Origin of the sequence: Agrobacterium sp. AGB01, from assembly GCF_014851585.1 — a bacterium.
Classification (GTDB): domain Bacteria; phylum Pseudomonadota; class Alphaproteobacteria; order Rhizobiales; family Rhizobiaceae; genus Agrobacterium.
Genome location: NZ_JACVAB010000003.1, coordinates 195,879 through 214,081, shown reverse-complemented (window position 1 = coordinate 214,081; position 18,203 = coordinate 195,879). Strand labels below are relative to the sequence as shown.

The following is an 18,203-nucleotide window of genomic DNA, read 5'->3' as shown; positions in this document are numbered from 1 at the left end:
GCGTCTAGATCTGAACGGCGCAATTACTGCGCCCTGGCCAGAGGTAGTCGGGTCAGCACAGCCATATTGTCTGTTTTAAACACCTGCTCCGCATAGGTCTGCAACGCGACTGACGTCAACTGTTCGCTCAATTTTGGCATGTTGCTGAGGTAGGTCGGGTCGCCGTAACGGCGGTAACTCAAAGACAGGCGGCGCAGCCACGTGTTGGCGTCACTCATACGCCCGCTTTCGGCAAAATTGATGTCTGCCTGCAATCGCTTGAAGTCCACAGCCTGTATGTTCTGCGGCATGTTCTTCAGGACATTTATGGCAGCGTCTGCCAGCTCTTCCGCCCGCTCCGGCGCACAAATGAACGACAAGGTACTGATGCTGCGGTTGGTCTCCGGGTCCATGCGCAACTCAAACTGCAGCGTATAGATGCCGCCGAGATGATTGCGCAGTTCATTTTTAAGTGCTTGCTGGGCGAGTGGTGTCAGTGTCGAAATGAGGAAGGCTTTTTCTGGCGTCCATTCAAGGGCTGTGAACGTAGATATTTCGACCTGGGCCCGATGATCCCTAAATGTTTGAATGCTCTTTTTGTGTATGCCGTCTTGCTGCCTGGCGGGTGCTGGTGTCAGCGTTGAAGCGCGTGCCAACGCACCTACTGTTGTTGCAAACGTGGCTTGAGTCTCCCGCGTTGGGGCGGGACCGACCGCAAACCAAGTCACCGGTTCCGCGACGAATGCACGAGCAGCCTTTTCCAGTGCCTGTGCATCAATCTCTGCAATATTTGCATCGCCGGGGTGATCGGCAGACTCTCCGTAGAGCAACTGCGAATATTCATTGGCAGAGGTGAGGTTGCTGGCCATCTGGGTGCGGAAAGCGTCAGAGGCCTCTTCACGAACCAGACCGAATTTTATACTCGCTGCATATTGACGCAACAAGTCCGGGAGTTGTTCCGGCTTTGCAGCCACGGCAACGTCGAGCATGCTGTCCTTCAGCGCCCAACTCCAGCTCGCTGGCTGGGCTTTTTTCCAAAGTTCATATTCGTCCTGTGACCAGAAATTGAAACCGCTTTGTTCCCAGAGTTGAATGGCAGCCTGTGAAACTGTGCTGCCGAACTCGGCATTCATGAAACCCGGTCTGGATTGTCCTGATAGATAGACCTTGCCATCCGTCGTGTCGCGCTCCAGCCAGACCACGCGATCGCCGTTCGAAAGTGCCCATTCCTGTATCGTTGGGTTGTCATGACGGGTTTCCGAGACGATTTCTCCCGTTACATCAACCGTCGCGTCTGTTGGCCATATTGGCAGCGGCTGCTCTTTCGCGACCGGCGCCTTCGCTACAATGGCGGGCAAATCTGGTAGTGCTGTAACCGTGGACAAGGCCTGACGTTGGGCACTGATCTCGTCGACCGATGGAAGCTCTACCGACTTGTCGCCCGGAGCCTGATACATCATCACCTGGTCGGGCGCGCGCAGCATATCCTGCATACGGGCAGACAGGCTTTCGAAGGTGATCTGCTCCAGCAGGGCATGTGTGTCCCTCGCCTTTTCACCTGCATCTTGCAGCACGGAATCCATCATCACTGCGTTGGTAATACGGTCTTCCCACTCTGCATAGGTTCGCTGGGCCGCGGCGTCAGGATTGCGGCTGTTGATCCGGACAGCTTCTTTCATCAGAGCGTCGAAGCCATCTCGAGACAAGCCCGTACGCCGCAGTCGCTCGACACTTTCAAGCAAAATGTCTTTCGCTCTGTCATGATTTTCGCTTCTGGCGTTGAAGGCCAGAATAAGCCGCCGCTCTACAGGTTCTTGAATGACGAAACTGAGTGAGTCGATCATCTCCGCGTAATGTTTACCCTGCGTCTGTATCGCGTCGCGCATCAGGCGGGTCAGGAAATATTTCTCGAGATAGGCAAGTCTGCCGTCATCGCTTTGACGGGGTGGCATTTCCAGTCTGAAAGCATAGGTTACTTGCGAGGTGGTGCCCTGTGGGTCCTGTACCAGGCCGACGGAGAGTTCATCTTTCAACGGGAATGCCACGTAGTCTCTGGATGGTTGTGGCTTGTTCGGTGCTGAGCCAAACAGACGGATAATCGCCTTCTCAGTGCTTGTCGCATCTATCCTGCCAGAGACGATCAGGGTCATGTTGGACGCGACATAATAGGTATCGTAAAACGCCTTGATGTCAGCGATGGTCGTCGCTTCAATTCCCTCACGTGTGCCAATCGTCGGACGATCAACATAACGCGAACCTGCACGCAGCAGCTCTTTTTTCTGTCGGTTGATGCGTTCAGCCACCTTGTTATCAAGGCGCAGTTCTTCAAGAATGACGAAACGTTCTTTGTCCCAGTCCTCGGCCAACAGTTTCGCGCCAAAGGCCATGTCAGCAACCAGTGCCAAGGACCCTTCTACATCGAGCGCATCATTCGGGCGGGTACGAACCATATATTGGGTCTCTGCTTCGCGCGTGACTGCATTGATCTGCACGCCGGTGCGCCACCCAAGCTTCTGAAAGTAGGTGTGTAATGTCTCGGGGTGCGCCTGCGTCGACTGGAACACCATATGTTCAAGGATGTGGGCAGTGCCACGCGGTATCTCTTCATCAACAGATCCGGCGTGCACAACAAGGCGGATGTTGAACGGTTCATCTGCGCGTTTGCTGTCGTAGAGAATGTAGGAGAGGCCGTTATCCAACTTTCCGTGCGTCACCTTCTTGTCCCACTCCACACCATTAGCCTGAGCAAACTGAAGTCCGGCAAAAAGGGTAACTAGGGCAAACACGGCGCGCACAAAGATCATAACGTCACTTTCAAAATTCCACGAACGAATGCGTTCACTGGTATTCGACGTTTGATCTCGTTTGATCTCACAAAAAATCTGAGTATTTGGCGAATGATTAAAAGCGAAACCTATGGTCCTACGATATCATCAACGGACCATAGGGGTGCTAGCGTCTGCGATCAGCCGCCATATTCGATTATTTCAAGGCCAGCATTGTAGTCGGTTGCATAGATCAGGCCATTGGCATCAACAAAAACGTCAGCCGACTGGATAATCCTAGGCCGATTTGGTCTCCGGTCCGTCATTGTTGTTGGGCCAGCCGGTACGAGCGCGCCCGTTTCAACGGGGTGATAGGGGTCGGATATATCGAATGCCCGGATACCGGCATTCTGCCATGTCGCAAAAATCAGAGTTTCCGACACAAACGAACCGGGGCGGTTTTCGTGAAGATTGTGTGGACCAAAATGGCCGGCCTTTTTGGTGTAGTCGATCTCATTTGGGATCGGGAATGTCGAAATACTGATCGGGTTTTCGGGAACCCGGATGTCGAATACCCACGTATGTTTGCGGCCGTCTTCTTCGTTATCAAGCACCGCCTCGTCGGCGACGACAAGCAGATCGCGTCCTGGCAATGGCAATGGAGAGTGCGTGCCACCGCCATAGGGAGGGCACCAGTTGTGGTGTTTGATCAGCTTTGGTGCGGAATGATCCGACACATCAAGAAGGGTCAGGCCACCATCGCGCCAGCAGGCATAGGCTGTGTTGCCATGCACAAGGGCGTGGTGAAGTGCATAACGACGCCCCTCACCCCAGTTTGGTGTTTCGCCAGCCGCAAGGTTCATGCCCGGCAACCACCAGCGGCCAACAAGTTCGGGTTTCGCGGGATTGGCAAGGTCGATAGTCACGAAAATATAATCCGAATAACCATCCAGAAGTGCTGAAGCATAGGCGTAACGGCCGCCGACGTACCAGATGCGGTGCAGACCGACGCCGTCGACATCGAGCTGGCCGATTTTGCGGGGCTGAGCGGGGTTTGAAATATCGTAGACGCTCATTCCAGCCGTCCAGGAACGCTCGCGTTTTGTCGCCGCGACGGTTTCACCTACCGACTTGGTGTAATAGGCCTTCTCATCGGTGAAGGTTTCGACGTCGGCAAACAGGTCAAGCGCATTGATGACCAAAAGCAGATCGCCGTGTGTCTGCAGATGGATGTTCCAGGTGTTCGCAGGCGCCGCTACATAATTGACCGTGCGCGGGTTCTTGGCATCCGAGACGTCGACGATTGAGAAGCCCTGCGACCAGGGGTGGGCAATATAAGCGTGGTTGTGGTGAACCATAAGCTGCAGGCCATCACCACGACCGCCAATATCGCTGTGGCCAATCAGTTTCATGTTGCGGGCGAAATCCGGTTTTGGCAGGTCTGTCATGGCCATTCTCATTGCTTGGTAAAGGGAAAAACGCCGCCTTGCGGGCGGCGCCATTTTCATCTTTGGCCTTACTGCTTTGCAGCAGGAATCCATTCGGCAGAGGCAGCATCGCTCTTCTGGAATGCCGGGAACTTCTGTTGAAGCTCCTCGATCGTGCCGATGTTGTTGTTGACCAGGTCGTCACGGGTAATCAGGGTTGGCTGAAGCAGAACGGAACGGCCAGGGAACTGACCGGCAATCGCCAGCGATACGGCGCGAACAGAGACTTCACCCACAACAGCGGCGTTGGTGGCGGCAGTTGCAACCCATGCGCTATCTGGCTCGGTAATCAGTTGAATGTCAGCGGTCGAAATGTCGACGCCATAGATTTTGACCTGCTGAGAAAGACCCAACTCATCGATAGCCAGCTTTACGCCCTTGGCGAATTCGTCCCAAGGCGTGAAGATGACGGAGATATCCGGGTTGGCGCGCAGGATTGCTTTGGTCTGGTCAGCTACTGATGCTGGTACCGTGTCGTTCACGACGCCCCATACGGCCTTTTCAGTCAGCTTGTGTTTTTCGACGAACTCTTTCCAGACGCCATAACGGCGATCAAGCGGTGCAAAACCTGCAACATAAACGGCGCCGCCGACAAATGCTTCGCCCTTATCTTTCACAGCCTGCTCAAGAACAAGCTTCGCCATGTCCTTGTCGCTCTGTTCAATCTGCGGGATCTGCGGGTTATCGAGATCTACGTCATAGGCGACAACCTTGATGCCGGCATCAAGCGCCTTCTGGGCGACGTCCTGCAGAACCTCAGGGCGACCATTATTAATGATGATGCCGTCAACGCCGAGATTGATGGCCTGCTCAACCAAATTGCGCTGGGTGTCATTGTCGTTACGTGCCTGAGAGACAGTCAGATTGATGCCGAGTGCATCAGCCTGCTTTTTCACGCCAGCTTCAAATGCCTGCAGCCAGTCGCCGCTACCAAGGAAGCTGACGACGGCAATGTTGACAGTCTTGCTGTCGAACGGCGCCGGTGCACCGGCGATGCCGGCGGCGGAGGCCGGGGCTGTGATGATCGAACCGGCAATAACGAGGGCTGCCAGCCTTTTCAGGGTCTTGAACATGGTTTTTCCATTTCGTTGCTAAGAATATTTCAGGAGAGAATGTCTGGTTAGTTTTGCGTGCGGCCAATGCCGTAGGTCAGCGCCAATGCTCCGACGAGTACAGCACCCTTGATGAAGTCCTGCGTGTAATAAGGGGCGTTCAGCATGGTCAGGCCATTCAGCAACACACCAACAAACACAGCGCCGATCAGGGTGCCGAGGACGTTCGGACGTCGCAGGCCGAGAACCGCAAAACCGATCAGCGACGCGGCAACAGAATCCATCAACAGCGATGCGCCTGACGATACGTCGCCTCTGCCGACGCGGGCGGCAACGATAATGCCGCCCAACGCAGCAAGAGTGCCAGAAAGCACATAAGCGAAGGTCTTTATGCGGTTGACATTCGCACCGGCCAGTCGTGTGGCAACTTCATTGCCACCTGTTGCATAAAGCAGGCGTCCCAAGCGCGTCCGTTCCGTCAATACAAACAGGATCAGGGCGACCAGCAACATCATCAGCACGGAGAACGGGATGGTGCCAAACAGGCTGGAACGACCAATCGTCAGAAACGCCGGATCGTATTTTCCGGTCGCTGTCGTACCATCGGGTAGAATGAGGCCAACCGAAATCGAGCGTCCAGCTGTTGGAATAAGCTGCAAACCGGTCAGCAGAAACATGGACGATAGAGTTGCCAGTAAGTCTGGTACCTTCAGCTTCACAATTAAAAATGCATTGGCGAAACCGACAAGCGCACCGAAGGCCAGCACCAGTGGTACGGTCTGATAGGCATTCAGGCCAAGCACGATCATGGCGTAGCTCGCGGCCATCACACTTGAAGCAGCAACTGCGCCGACGGAAAGATCGAAGCCACCAATGGCAAGCGTGACCGTGACACCCGCGCCGATGATTGCGACGACGGATACCGCCTGCAGAATGCTCATCAGGTTGTTGATGTTGATGAATGCGGGTTGCGCCAGCGAGAAGCCGACAACAAGCGCGATCAGCAGAATGAAAACCGCACCACGGCGAATGGTTTCTCGAACTGTCTCCAGACCATTGCCGCCGCGTGGATTTTCAGAAGTGTGTTGGGCGCTGTTGGTCATTAGACAGTGTCCTCTTGATAGCCGGTGAAGGCCGAATGTTTGGTTTCCTCGCGCAGCGTATGATGGTCCATCACCAATACGCGGTCCGCAACTTCATGCGCTTCTTCCGCGTCTGAGGTTGCGATCAATGTCGCGCGGTCGGTGTGGCTGCGAATTGTTGCGATGATGTCCTGGCGCGCACCGACGTCTACACCCTGAAATGGCTCGTCCAAAAGCAACACCCGGCTTGGCTCAGCTTCCCAACGTGCAATCACTGTCTTCTGTTGGTTACCGCCAGACAGCGACCACACTGACGCGAGAGAGTCGACTGCCTTGATGCCAAGCCGTTTGATGGCAGCATTGCCCTCATTTTCTTCGCGTTTCGAGAACATGAAGCCTGAACGATACCAACGGTTCAGATGCGGTAGGCTGATGGTGGAGGCGATGCTTTCGCCGGGCCAACCTGCATGTATCAGCGACGAAGTATGTCGATCTTCAGCCGCCATGACCACGCCTGCGGCAATGGCGTCTGCCGGCTTGCGCGCGTTGGACGGCCGTCCGTTCAATGTGATGCTACCAGATACGAATGAACCGACACCGAACAGACCGGAGAGAAGACGACTTTTGCCGGCTCCGAGCACGCCGGTTATCGCAACGACTTCACCCTTGTGAACGGTCAGATCGAATGGCCGACTGTCGGGTAAAAGCTGAATACCTTTCAGCTCCAGGACTGCCTGTCCAAATTCTCGTTGGTCGGGCCGTGCCGATTCAAGCGACCGTCCGATCATTGTCTCAATGGCAGCTGAAAAATCAATTGGTCTGCTAAAGGCGCCGACATTGCGACCGCCACGCAAGATGACGACCCGGTCAGCCAATGCCTCCAGATCTGCAGTGCGGTGTGAGATATAAAGGACGGCGATGCCACGAGCCTTCAGTTGCCGCAAAATGTCATAGAGACGCTCCGCTTCCCGCACCGAGAGACTTGCAGTCGGCTCGTCTAGAATAAGCAGACGTGCGTTTTGCGAGAGAGCGCGCGCTATAGCCACCATTTGCCGGTCCGCGGTGCCAAGCGTCTCGAAGTCGCGATCAAGGGGCAGATCAAAACCCGCTTCCTGCAGAATGCGTGCGGCTTTGCGCCGTACTGTTTTGTGGGAGAGGAAAAACGGATGACTGCGATCAACGAATTGATTGAGCAAAAGCGCATCTGCAACGCTCAGACCGGGAATGCCGACCACGTCAGTGGACTGATGAACGGTGACAATGCCGCGTGCGGCGGCCTCGGCCGGGTTTTGCGGTTTGTAGTCTGTATCTTCCCAGACGATCCTGCCGGAATCTGCCGTGTAAAGACCGGAGAGTATCTTTACCAGCGTGGATTTTCCCGCACCATTTGCGCCCATAAGGGCTACAATTTCGCCGCGCTCGACCTGCAAAGAGGCATCCCTCAAGGCCTGCGTCGAGCCAAATGCTCGCGAAATATTTTGAACGTCCAGAAGAGGCATGATGGAAGAAAACCTGCAAATATTATCAGGATTTCGTAGCCATCCTTTGTCGGCAAACAAGGCCGTGAATTCTATTCTCGACCTATTCCACGGAATAAATTTCCAACGGGCCGTCGGGCCATTGCGAGAACTTGAATTTTGTTAAGAAAAACAAATGAATTGCCTGTGCTGTGGCGCAGTATTTTATCTCGCGTCGTCTAGTGTACTGCCTCAGCTGTTACCCAGTTTACAATGTAATTCGGGTCTGCTGGCAGGATTTCCGCGCAGCCATCTGCGAAAGAGAGAAAGGCTTCGAGATTGAGTTTGTTGACACCGATGACTACGGGAATGGCCCGTTCCATGGCGTCGATGATCATCGAAACAAAGCCGCGACCCTCGGATTCATGTTTGCCAAACTTGTTGACGATCAACACGGAGGCGCCATCTGAGCGTGCAGCAGCTTCTGTTGTCGCTGCCTCCAGAGCAGCACTGTCCAACCGGCATCCGGTTGCGAGTTCACCTAAGTTCTGGCTGATCCGAAACACTGGCCCATCCGGTAAAATCTGAAGGTCCATGTCGCATTTGCTGCGGTTTGGACCTTTGTATGGTGCATGAATTGCGCCTGACGGTTTCATGCCTGCCTCTTCAACCAGCTTGACGAGCTGCGACAGGCATTTGTCCAATTCATCGCCGTCGGTCAGGTTGATGTACCCAAGCCGCATGGTCGTTTCCCTCACACTTCCGTCACGCCAGACACTGGCCAATATTCTGGAGTGCATGAACCATGCGGTGTTTCACGTCGTCAATAGCCGGTGCTGTAAACAAGTCTTGTCTGGTGTGTGGTTGTGAAAAAGAGTGGGCGCAGACAATGCGCGAAAGGAGCGTCGCTCAGAAACCTTGCCTATAAGGTGAAGGCATTGCGGAAGGCTTCGAGCGCCTCCTCAGGATCATCTTTTGCAAATGCCTCCATGCCGACCGGTCCGCGATATCCCATGTCGTTTAATGCTCTTGCGATCACGGGATAGTTGATTTCGCCGGTGCCGGGTTCACATCGTCCAGGTACGTCCGCCACCTGTATCTCGCCAACCCATGGTAAGCAGGACTTGCAGGTTTCAATCAGATTTCCCTCACCGATCTGCACGTGATAGAGGTCAAGATTGAGACGCAGGCGGGAATGATTAACGGATGACACCAGAGCAAGCGTGTCTTCTGCCCGACCAAAAGGTGTGCCGGGGTGATCGACCGGAAGATTGAGGTTCTCAAGTGTGTAGACGACACCCTCCTCTTCCGCCATCTCGGCGATACGTAGCAGAGTATCGCGTGCCTTGAGCCACATTTTGCCGGTGACGATCTCAGTGGGTTGAGCCGGCAGGCCGCCCTCGCCGAGGCCAGTGCCATGCAGGTTAAGCCGGGCGACACCAAGCCGCTTGCCAATTTGGGCCGTTTCCCGTGCTGAACGCAGCAGTTCAGTGGCTCCTTCATCGTCGGCCAAACGGCCAGTGAGGTAACCGTTCATGATCGAGAAACTGGCGCCGGATTTCTCCAAGGCTTCCAGATCATGATCCGGCCAGTTCCAAAGGCCGACGTCAAACCCCATTTCGGCAAGGCGTGCGCAACGCCATTCAATCGGCTTGTCCCGCCAGATCATTTCGGCGCAGACGGCAAGTGCAAACGGCTGGGTCATGATAAATACTCTGAGGTTCTGCGGTTACTTCAACAGATGTGCGACGTTGGGGGCTGCAACGAACCGCCATTTGCGCAGTGGGCCAGCCATCACATTGAGATAATACATCTCGAAGCCGTAGGGCGCGCCGCAGGGATGGTGGCCGCGTGGCACACAGACGACGTCGCCGTCGTGAACTGCCATGGTCTCATTCAATTGCAGGTCATCTGTATAGACCCGCTGCACGCCAAAACCGTCCGCAGGGTTCAGGCGGTGATAATAGGTCTCTTCGAGGTAGGTGATGCGCGGAAAATCATCTTCGTCGTGGCGATGGCTTGGATAGCTTGACCAGTTGCCAGCCGGTGTGAAGACCTCGGTGACCAGCAGCGAGTCACAATAATCCTCGTTTTCCATGGCGATATTGTTGATGTAGCGCGTGTTGCTACCCTCGCCGCGCTGTGTAAGCGTAATGTTGTTTGGTTCAATCAGGCGGGCTTCGTGACCACTCTTGCCGGGAGCGGAACACACGGCAATCACGCAATCTGTTTCGGCCGTCGCCTGCCAGTTCGAGCCATTTGGCAGATAAAGCGAATGGGGAGCTGTCTTTTCAAACACATTCATGCGGTTGCCCAAGACACCCCAATCGCGGCCGTCCGAATTTATCGCGGCTTTACCCTCGATCAGGACAAGGATCACTTCACGATCACCCGTTGCCTCTGCGGCTTTTTCACCTGCTCTTAAACGATAGAGTGAAAAACCGACATAACGCCAGCCAGCCGAGGTGGGAGTGATTTCGTGCACCTTTCCGTGGGTGCCAAAAGGCCGATGGAGAAGATTGGGCATCGTGTTTCCTCCTGGGGAATATCACCCGCTTGAGCAACCTTGGGTGATGCATGCAATAAAACTATTGATAAGAGAACGCTGCATACGGGTTCACTGGAGCAGCGTTCTTGTGCTCAGTGTGTTTCAGGCGAGACCTGTCTTTGCAGCGGCCTCTTTCAAGGTTTGGAGGCCGAGAGACTGGTATTTATGGGGATTGCGGACCTTCGGGTCCTGCTCGGCTTCGATGACGATCCAGCCCTGATAACCCTCATCCTTGAGTATTTGCAGAAGCGGCAGGAAATCGACGCCACCTTCGCTGTCGCCCGGAACGGTGAATACGCCTGCCCGCACACCATCCATAAATGACAGGCCGTTTTCGCGGACCTGTCGCATGATGGCGGGACGGACATTCTTGGCATGGAAGTGCGCGACGCGCTTTACGTATTTGCGAAGCACGGGTGTCGGATCGGCGCCGTTAGCGCCGAAGTAGCAATGTCCGGCGTCAAAAAGCAGATGTGTTGCCGGGCCAGTCGCGGCCATGAAGGCATCGATCTCTTCCGGTGTTTCGACAACAGTGCCCATGTGATGATGATAGACCAGCGTAATGCCCTGCGACGCCGTGAATGCGGCCAGTTCTTCCACCTTGGCAGCGAAAGCCTTCATCTCGTCTGCTGAAAGGTGCGGGCTTTCCGAAAGTGCTGTCTGCAGCCCTTGAATGGAATTGGAGGTTTCACAAACGATGCAGACTTTGCAGCCATTGTGCTTCAGCTTGTCGAGGTGTTTCTGAATTGCTTTCTTTTCCTCTTCGACAGATTGGGTCAAAAGGTTGAGCGAATACCAGCCGGAAACGAAGGAAAGACCATAGGAACCAAGAAGGCTTTTCAAAGCCTCCGGTTCATCGGGCCAGCGGTGGCCGTTTTCGATACCGTCGAAACCGATCTCGGATGCTTCCCGGAGGATCTGTTCTGTCGGTATATCTGCGCCAAGGGTCTGGTCGTCGTCATTGGCCCAGGCGATTGGATTAGTTCCAAAGCGGATCATGCTCATTCCTCAATTTACCAGTGTTTGCCGTGCCATACCTTCAAGGTAGCGGGCATAGGCTGCTTTCAATTTTTCTGTTGTTCCGACTTGCGGCACGGCAACATCCCACCAGTTTCCAGCGTCGCCAAAACCAGGTCCATTGGTCGGATCGGTATCGATGACGATGACGGTAGGGATATCGCGCTGTCGGGCTTGTGCAATCTGTTGTTCAAGATCGGCAATGTTCTTCGCCTTGATGGCAACGGCACCCATAGACGCCGCGTGAGCGACAAAGTCGATTTGCGGCTGTTGTTCGATGTTGCAATCGGCGTAGAGGTTGTTGAATGCGGCACCGCCGCTGGCGTGTTGCAGACGGTTGATGCAGCCATAACCACGATTATCCGTGAGAACGACCGTAAAAGGTACTTTGCGCATGACCGCTGTGGCCAGTTCCGAATTTGCCATCATGTAGGACCCATCGCCGACAAAGCAGATGATTTCCCGTTCCGGCCGCGCCAGTTTCAGGCCCATGGCACCGGCGATTTCATAACCCATGCAGGAGAAGCCGTATTCCATGTGGTAGCCACCCTGACTTGGCTGCCACAGCAATTTCAATGCACCGGGCATTGTGCCGGCCGCACACATGGCAATCGCGTTATCACCTGTTGCGCGTTGTACGGCGCCAATGACCTGTGCGTCGGTCGGCAAGCCGTCACTCTTGGGCGCTGCACAGTGGAGATCAACAGCCGCCAGCCACTCCGAGCGCAAGGCGCCGTCTTCCTGTTCCGACTTGTGACCGCCCAAGGCGGCGCTGAGTGCTTCGAGCGCAACTTTGGCATCGGCAACAAGACCAATGGCACCGTGTTTGTCGGCATCATATGCCTGCACGTTGATCGAGATGAGTTTGCGGTCCTTTGCTTCAAACAATGTCCAGGAACCTGTCGTGAAGTCCTGAAAGCGAGTGCCCACGCCGATGACGACATCAGCCTTACGCGCAACAGCATTCGCTGCCGCTGATCCGTCAACGCCTGCAGCACCGAAGTTCATCGGGTGCGTTTGCGGCAAAGAGGATTTGCCTGCTTGCGTTTCGATGACCGGTATGTTGTGGCGCGTTGCGAAATCGGCCAGTTCTTGCTCCGCCCCGCTGTAGATCACACCACCACCTGCCACGATGACCGGGTTGCGTGCTGCGCGGATGGCTTTTTCAACCTCTACAAGGTCGCGTGTGTCCGGCGCTGGACGGCGTATGCGCCAAACGCGGCTTTCAAAGAACGCTTGCGGCCAATCAAAAGCTTCGGCCTGAACGTCCTGGCAGAATGACAATGTCACCGGGCCGCAATTGGCAGGGTCTGTCAGCACGCGCATGGCGCGTGGCAAAGCAGTTAGCAGCTGTTCCGGCCGGGTAATGCGGTCGAAATAACGGCTGACAGGACGCAGGCAATCATTCGCCGATACCGTGCCGTCATCGAAGTCTTCGATTTGCTGCAACACTGGGTCAGGACGACGATTGGCAAAAACATCGCCGGGAATAAGCAACAATGGCAGACGGTTTACGTGCGCCAGAGCAGCAGCAGTGACCATGTTGGTCGCACCGGGGCCGATGGATGATGTCACCGCCTGGGCACGTGTGCGTTTTTTTGCCTTGGCATAGGCGATGGCCGCATGTGCCATGGTCTGCTCGTTTTGCCCGCGCCAAGTTGGCAAGCTGTTGCCAGCCTTCTGCAAAGCTTCGCCAAGTCCCGCAACGTTCCCGTGGCCGAAAATCGCCCAGATACCGTCGATGAAACGTTCGTTTTCTTCCGTCAACTGTGCAGAGAGCCACTTCACCATGGCTTGTGCCGCTGTCAATCTTATGGTCGTCATGCGGCATACTCCTTGGCCTTAGCGCGTGCATTGTCCCAAACCCGGCACAAACGGGCGTAACGCGACACCATTTCATCTGTGGCGGCAGCGTCTGTGATCTCACCTGCCAGCCAGCGTGTTGCGACATCTGCAAAGATCGTGCGACCGACTGCAAAACCCTTGACCAGATCGAAGCTCGCGGCGACCTCGAAGCTCTGTGAAAGCTCTGCTTCGGGCGCTTCAAGTCCCAGAACAACGATGCCTCTGGTGTGGCGATCGTGTGCCTCAATGGCGTCGATCGCGTTAGCCCAAGCCGCATGCGTCTTCAGCGGTTCCAGTTTCCACCAGTCAGGGAAAATATCAGCTTCATAGAAACGGTGCACGAGGGTTGCGACCGTGTTGTCATCTGTTGTTGCCACCTTGGATGGAATGATTTCCAGAAGGAATTCCAGCCGATTACGGCGTGCAGATTCAAACAGACGTTTTACGGTTGCTATATGTTCGGACCATACCTCTGCACTATCTTGCGGGTGGCAGAAGCACAGAACCTTCACGACGTTTTCGCGTGCCCATTCGACCAGTGTCCCGCAGTCTGTTCCCAGTTCTGGTTCAAGCTTTAGAGGTCTTGATCCCGGGAGTTCTGCCGGACGGCCAATCCAAAGACCTGTTCCAGAGGCGCGTTGCAAGGCTGAGCGTCCAATGCGGTGGTCGCAAAGAATGCCGTAGCCAGCCTGGCCATTCTGCACTTTGAGAGCCGCATCAAGGCACAGTTCCTTGAAAGCACCGCCCTTTTCCAAGGTGTAGCCCGGCATACTCTCAAGCTGCATGCGGTGGTCAAAGGCAAAAACCCGCATGGTTGACCAATCGCCATTAACGCGCGTGTGTCTTGTGGTTGACCAGTGCAATTGTTCCAGAACTGGATCATTGCGCAAGTCAGGTCGTACAACGCCACGCTCAAGGAAAAATTGCAGCTCTTCCCAGCTTGGGTAGGCTGGCGTGCAGCCATGTCGGCTGACCGCAAATGCGCCGCAAGCGTTGGCGTATTTGAGAGATGTTGGCCAGTCCTGATCGGTCATCCAGCCACGGAGCAGGCCGGAGAAAAAGCCGTCGCCAGCACCCAGCACATTAAACACTTCAATCGGGAAACCTTGGCCGGACTGCCCTTTGTCAAGCCTGTCAGGAATATCGTTTTCGAATGCGACGGCACCGAGTGCACCGCGTTTGCAGACAAGGGTGGCTGGCGTAAGCGCCCGCACAGCCCTCAGGCATGCCAGTGTGTCGGTGCTGCCGCCGGCAATATGAAACTCTTCTTCCGTCCCGACGATCAGGTCGAAGTAATGTAGCGATGCCTGGAGTTTTGCGGTGACCTTTTGGCTTTCGACGAAACGGCTTTCACCGTCGCCATGACCGGCGACGCCCCACAGGTTTGGACGATAATCAATATCAAGCGCTGTCCGCAGACCATGTTTACGCGCGAGTTTCAGCGCCTTGATAACGGCGGCTTCAGTGCGCGCGTTGCTAAGATGCGTGCCGGTCACGACGACGGCGCGTGCAGAGGCGATAAAGGCCTCGTCAACATCATCTTCGCACAATGCCATGTCTGCGCAGTTTTCACGGTAGAAGATCAGCGGGAATTGTTCGTCGTCGCGGATGCCCAGAATAACGAGAGCAGTCAGTCTCTCAGGATCGATTTTGACGCCCTTGGTGGAGACACCTTCCCGCGCCAACTGCTCAAGAATGAAGCGGCCCATATGTTCGTTGCCAACACGGCTAAGAAGCGCTGTTTTCAGACCAAGACGTGCGCTGCCGCAGGCAATATTGGTGGGAGAGCCTCCGATGTATTTTTCGAAAGACCCCATATCTTCCAGACGGCCACCGACCTGTGCACCGTAGAGGTCCACACCTGCGCGACCGATTGTAATGACATCGAGTGTTTTGGTCACAGCCTTACCTTTCAATATGCACGACACTTCCATGGGACGTTGCCATGGCGTGAATTATCTTTTCGATTTCCAATCCCTGAATGAAATCAGGGCCACAGGCAGCGCCACCTGCGATCGCGCGCAACAGATCGCGTGCCTCAACGACCTTCTGTTCGTTGAAGCCGAAATTGTGGCCCGGTGCCGGGCAAAATGCTGCGAAATCAGGCTGGTCCGGTCCGGTGAGATGACGGGTAAAACCGGCTTCGCCATGGCGATGCAGCCAAAGTTCGTTCATGTTCTCCTGATCGAAGACGAGCGTTCCATCCGTGCCATGCACTTCCCACTGCAAACGGCATTTGCGGCCACGAGCGACACGTGACGTGGCGAACGAACCTTGGGCACCAGAGGCGAAACGCAACAATGCGAGTGCGCTGTCTTCGTTCTCGACCGGCTTTGGACCTTCGGGAGAGTTGCGGGTTGAAACAACGATCTGTGTCTGTGCCACAACTTCGGTGACAGGACCCATCAATGCGATCATTTGGCTCACGAGGTGGCAGCCCAGATCCCCAAGAGCACCCAGACCACCACCTTCGTGAGTCATCCGCCATGACCAAGGGAGGAGCGGGTCAGCGGAATAGTCTTCGTCATAAACGCCGCGAAATGCCACGGGCTTGCCAATGACGCCATTTGTAATCATCTTTCTGGCGGACTGGAATGCCGGGCTGCGCAGGTAGTTGTAACCAAGAATGGTTTTCTGATCGGGATGTTGTGCGGCAAGAGCCGCCATGGCGCGGGCGTCGTCAAGTGTCAGCGCCATCGGCTTTTCAAGCCAGACATGTTTGCCTGCACTTAGAGCCGCCTCCGCCATTGGGCGGTGCATGCCGTTTGGCGCAGTGATTGAGACGACATCGACTTTGGGGTCATTGATTGCATCTTCCCAACGGGAGGTCGCGCGTGCAAATCCGAACTGACGAGCGTAATTCTGCGCTGCCTCTTCCGTAACATCATTCAGGATTTCCAAGCGGGGATGCACCCCGCCGAACACTGCTGCCACATTGCGCCAGGCCATGGCGTGACACTTGCCCATAAAGCCGGTGCCGATCAGGGCGATGCCGAGTTCTTTTGCAGGCATTGGATAAGACATCTCTGTCACCAGTTCACTTTCTATGGATAGATATGGGCACGTCTGTTGACGGATCAGATCGTGCCGCCGAGAGACCCTTCAAGCTCGGCAAGCTGCTGGCCTCCGGCCATAAGGTCCTGCAATTCCGGTGCTGTGATTTCGCCCTTTTTCGCCGTGCCCAGCGTCTGGCCTCGGTTCAGGACGGTAAAGCGATCACCGACGGCCATGGCATGGCGGACGTTGTGAGAGATGAAGACGACGCCAACACCCTGTGCGCGTACCTTCATGATGGTTGCCAAGACATTGGAGGTTTGCCGCACACCAAGCGCCGAAGTCGGTTCGTCAAGGATCAAGACCTTCGCACCAAAATAGACCGCTCTTGCGATGGCAACTGTCTGGCGTTCACCACCTGACAATGTGCCCACAGCCTGGTCAGGTCCGCGCAGATTGATGCCCATCTTGCGCATTTCCTGGACAGTAATCTCGTTGGCACGGTCGATGTCGAAGCGCTTGAAGATACCCTTACCCGTTGTCGGCTCGCGGCCCATGAAAAAGTTGCGGGTAACTGACATCAACGGGATCATGGCGAGATCCTGGAATACGGTGGCAATTCCGGCTTCCATCGCGTCACGCGGCGTTTCGAAAGACATGGGGCGTCCTTCGAAGGTAATGCTGCCCTCATTAGGTTTGTGTACGCCCGACATTGTCTTGATGAAGGTAGATTTGCCGGCACCGTTGTCGCCCAGAAGGCAGTGGCATTCTCCGGGCATGACATCAAAAGTCACACCGTTCAGGGCAATGACATTGCCATAGTGCTTTTTGATGTTTTCCATGTGGATGATAGGTGCAGTCATCTCAACGCTCCCCGGTTACGCGTTTGCGGATTGCATTGTTGAAAATCACAGCCAGCAGCAGCATCGCGCCAAGGAAGATCTGGAACCAGTCCTGGTCGAATTTGGTGTAGGTGAGGCCAATGGTGACCATGCCGAAGATGATGGCGCCGAAGAATGCACCGACCGCCGAGCCATATCCGCCCGTCAACAAGCACCCGCCGATAACGGCCGTGATGATGGCTTCGAATTCCTTCATGAAGCCGCGACGTGCATCGGTAGAACCAGCATCGATGACAGTGATGATGGCGACCAGAGCTGCAGCCATCGCTGTCAACATGAACAGAGAAAGTTTGACGCGACGGACTGGGACGCCCGAGTTCTGTGCGGCCACGGAGTCACCACCTGTTGCGAAAATCCAGTTGCCAAAAGGCGTGCGCAAAAGGACGTAGGTGGCGATAATGGCAAAACCGATGAACCACAGGATTTCAACGGGCACACCCGGTACTTTGGGTGCGCCGGTGCGCAATGTGTCGATCAGCCCCTTGTCTGCCATCCACTGGAAGAACCAGCCGAATGCATCCCCGGAGAAGATTGGTGCAATGAAGTCACCGCCGACTGCTTCACGGACACCACGCAGCTGTGTCGAACCCCCAGTGACGATTTTAAGGCCAACAAGCGATGCGCCGCGCAGGATGAAAAGACCAGCAAGTGTGACGATAAAAGAGGGCAGCTTGGTGCGAAGGACGATGAGTCCGTTTGCAATGCCAAGAGCACCGGCAAGGCCCATGGTCAGGGGAATGGCAACGATCAGCGGCAGGCCGATATTAACGGTGAAAGCACCGAACAACATCCCGGCAAAAGCGACCATCGAGCCGATGGAGAGGTCGAACTCACCGCCAATCATTAACATGGCAGCGGCGATGCCGAGAATACCCAATTGAGCTGCAGGGGTCATGAAATTCATGATGCCTGACAGCGTGAACATGGTGCTGTCGGCGGTAATCAGGAAAAAGATCGTGACGAGGACGACGCCTCCGATTGCTCCCAGTTCTGGTCTTTTCATGAGCCTGGTCACAAAGGACTCAGCTTTAATGCGTTCATCCACCATAGCAAGCGTCTCCGTCGACATGCTGTT

The 18,203-nt window shown here is 55.3% G+C and carries 14 protein-coding genes; all 14 read right to left on the bottom strand.

Annotated elements, in window-relative coordinates; genetic code table 11:
- Window positions 1–23: 23 nt before the first annotated feature.
- The gene (locus IB237_RS12790) at window positions 24–2,783 is read right to left on the bottom strand and encodes a M16 family metallopeptidase (RefSeq protein WP_192489057.1); all 2,760 of its coding nucleotides are present in this window, start codon (window positions 2,781–2,783) and stop codon (window positions 24–26) included.
- A 161-nt stretch (window positions 2,784–2,944) separates the two neighbouring features.
- On the bottom strand, window positions 2,945–4,198 hold the full coding sequence (locus IB237_RS12785) for an LVIVD repeat-containing protein (protein ID WP_192489056.1): 1,254 nt from the start codon (window positions 4,196–4,198) through the stop codon (window positions 2,945–2,947).
- Between the two features lie 62 nt (window positions 4,199–4,260).
- Window positions 4,261–5,304, bottom strand: a complete 1,044-nt coding sequence (locus IB237_RS12780) for a substrate-binding domain-containing protein (protein WP_192489055.1) — start codon at window positions 5,302–5,304, stop codon at window positions 4,261–4,263.
- 47 nt (window positions 5,305–5,351) lie between these two features.
- Complete coding sequence (locus IB237_RS12775; RefSeq protein WP_192489054.1) at window positions 5,352–6,386, bottom strand: ABC transporter permease; 1,035 nt, start codon at window positions 6,384–6,386, stop codon at window positions 5,352–5,354.
- The gene (locus tag IB237_RS12770; protein WP_192489053.1) at window positions 6,386–7,864 is read right to left on the bottom strand and encodes a sugar ABC transporter ATP-binding protein; all 1,479 of its coding nucleotides are present in this window, start codon (window positions 7,862–7,864) and stop codon (window positions 6,386–6,388) included. Before IB237_RS12770 ends, IB237_RS12775 begins: the two co-directional genes overlap by 1 nt.
- 197 nt (window positions 7,865–8,061) lie before the next feature.
- Entirely contained in the window at window positions 8,062–8,565 is a 504-nt protein-coding gene (locus tag IB237_RS12765) for a DUF2478 domain-containing protein (protein WP_192489052.1), read from the bottom strand.
- A gap of 179 nt (window positions 8,566–8,744) precedes the next feature.
- A complete protein-coding gene (locus tag IB237_RS12760) occupies window positions 8,745–9,527 on the bottom strand; it encodes a TIM barrel protein (RefSeq protein WP_192489051.1) in 783 nt (260 codons plus the stop codon).
- 24 nt (window positions 9,528–9,551) lie between these two features.
- Window positions 9,552–10,349 carry a 5-deoxy-glucuronate isomerase gene (iolB, locus tag IB237_RS12755; protein WP_192489050.1) on the bottom strand — a complete coding sequence of 266 codons (798 nt, stop codon included), beginning with the start codon at window positions 10,347–10,349 and terminating at the stop codon, window positions 9,552–9,554.
- Between the two features lie 123 nt (window positions 10,350–10,472).
- Entirely contained in the window at window positions 10,473–11,369 is an 897-nt protein-coding gene (gene iolE, locus IB237_RS12750) for a myo-inosose-2 dehydratase (RefSeq protein ID WP_192489049.1), read from the bottom strand.
- Window positions 11,370–11,378: 9 nt separating this feature from the next.
- Window positions 11,379–13,211 carry a 3D-(3,5/4)-trihydroxycyclohexane-1,2-dione acylhydrolase (decyclizing) gene (iolD, locus tag IB237_RS12745; protein ID WP_192489048.1) on the bottom strand — a complete coding sequence of 611 codons (1,833 nt, stop codon included), beginning with the start codon at window positions 13,209–13,211 and terminating at the stop codon, window positions 11,379–11,381.
- Complete coding sequence (iolC, locus tag IB237_RS12740) at window positions 13,208–15,133, bottom strand: 5-dehydro-2-deoxygluconokinase (protein WP_192489047.1); 1,926 nt, start codon at window positions 15,131–15,133, stop codon at window positions 13,208–13,210. The genes iolD and iolC overlap by 4 nt, the downstream gene beginning before the upstream one ends.
- A gap of 4 nt (window positions 15,134–15,137) precedes the next feature.
- The gene (locus IB237_RS12735; RefSeq protein ID WP_192489046.1) at window positions 15,138–16,256 is read right to left on the bottom strand and encodes a Gfo/Idh/MocA family protein; all 1,119 of its coding nucleotides are present in this window, start codon (window positions 16,254–16,256) and stop codon (window positions 15,138–15,140) included.
- A 53-nt stretch (window positions 16,257–16,309) separates the two neighbouring features.
- The gene (locus IB237_RS12730; protein WP_192489045.1) at window positions 16,310–17,089 is read right to left on the bottom strand and encodes an ATP-binding cassette domain-containing protein; all 780 of its coding nucleotides are present in this window, start codon (window positions 17,087–17,089) and stop codon (window positions 16,310–16,312) included.
- 1 nt (window position 17,090) lies between these two features.
- Window positions 17,091–18,197 (bottom strand): ABC transporter permease, encoded by a 1,107-nt coding sequence (locus tag IB237_RS12725; RefSeq protein ID WP_192489044.1) that lies wholly within the window; start codon window positions 18,195–18,197, stop codon window positions 17,091–17,093.
- Window positions 18,198–18,203: the final 6 nt, after the last annotated feature.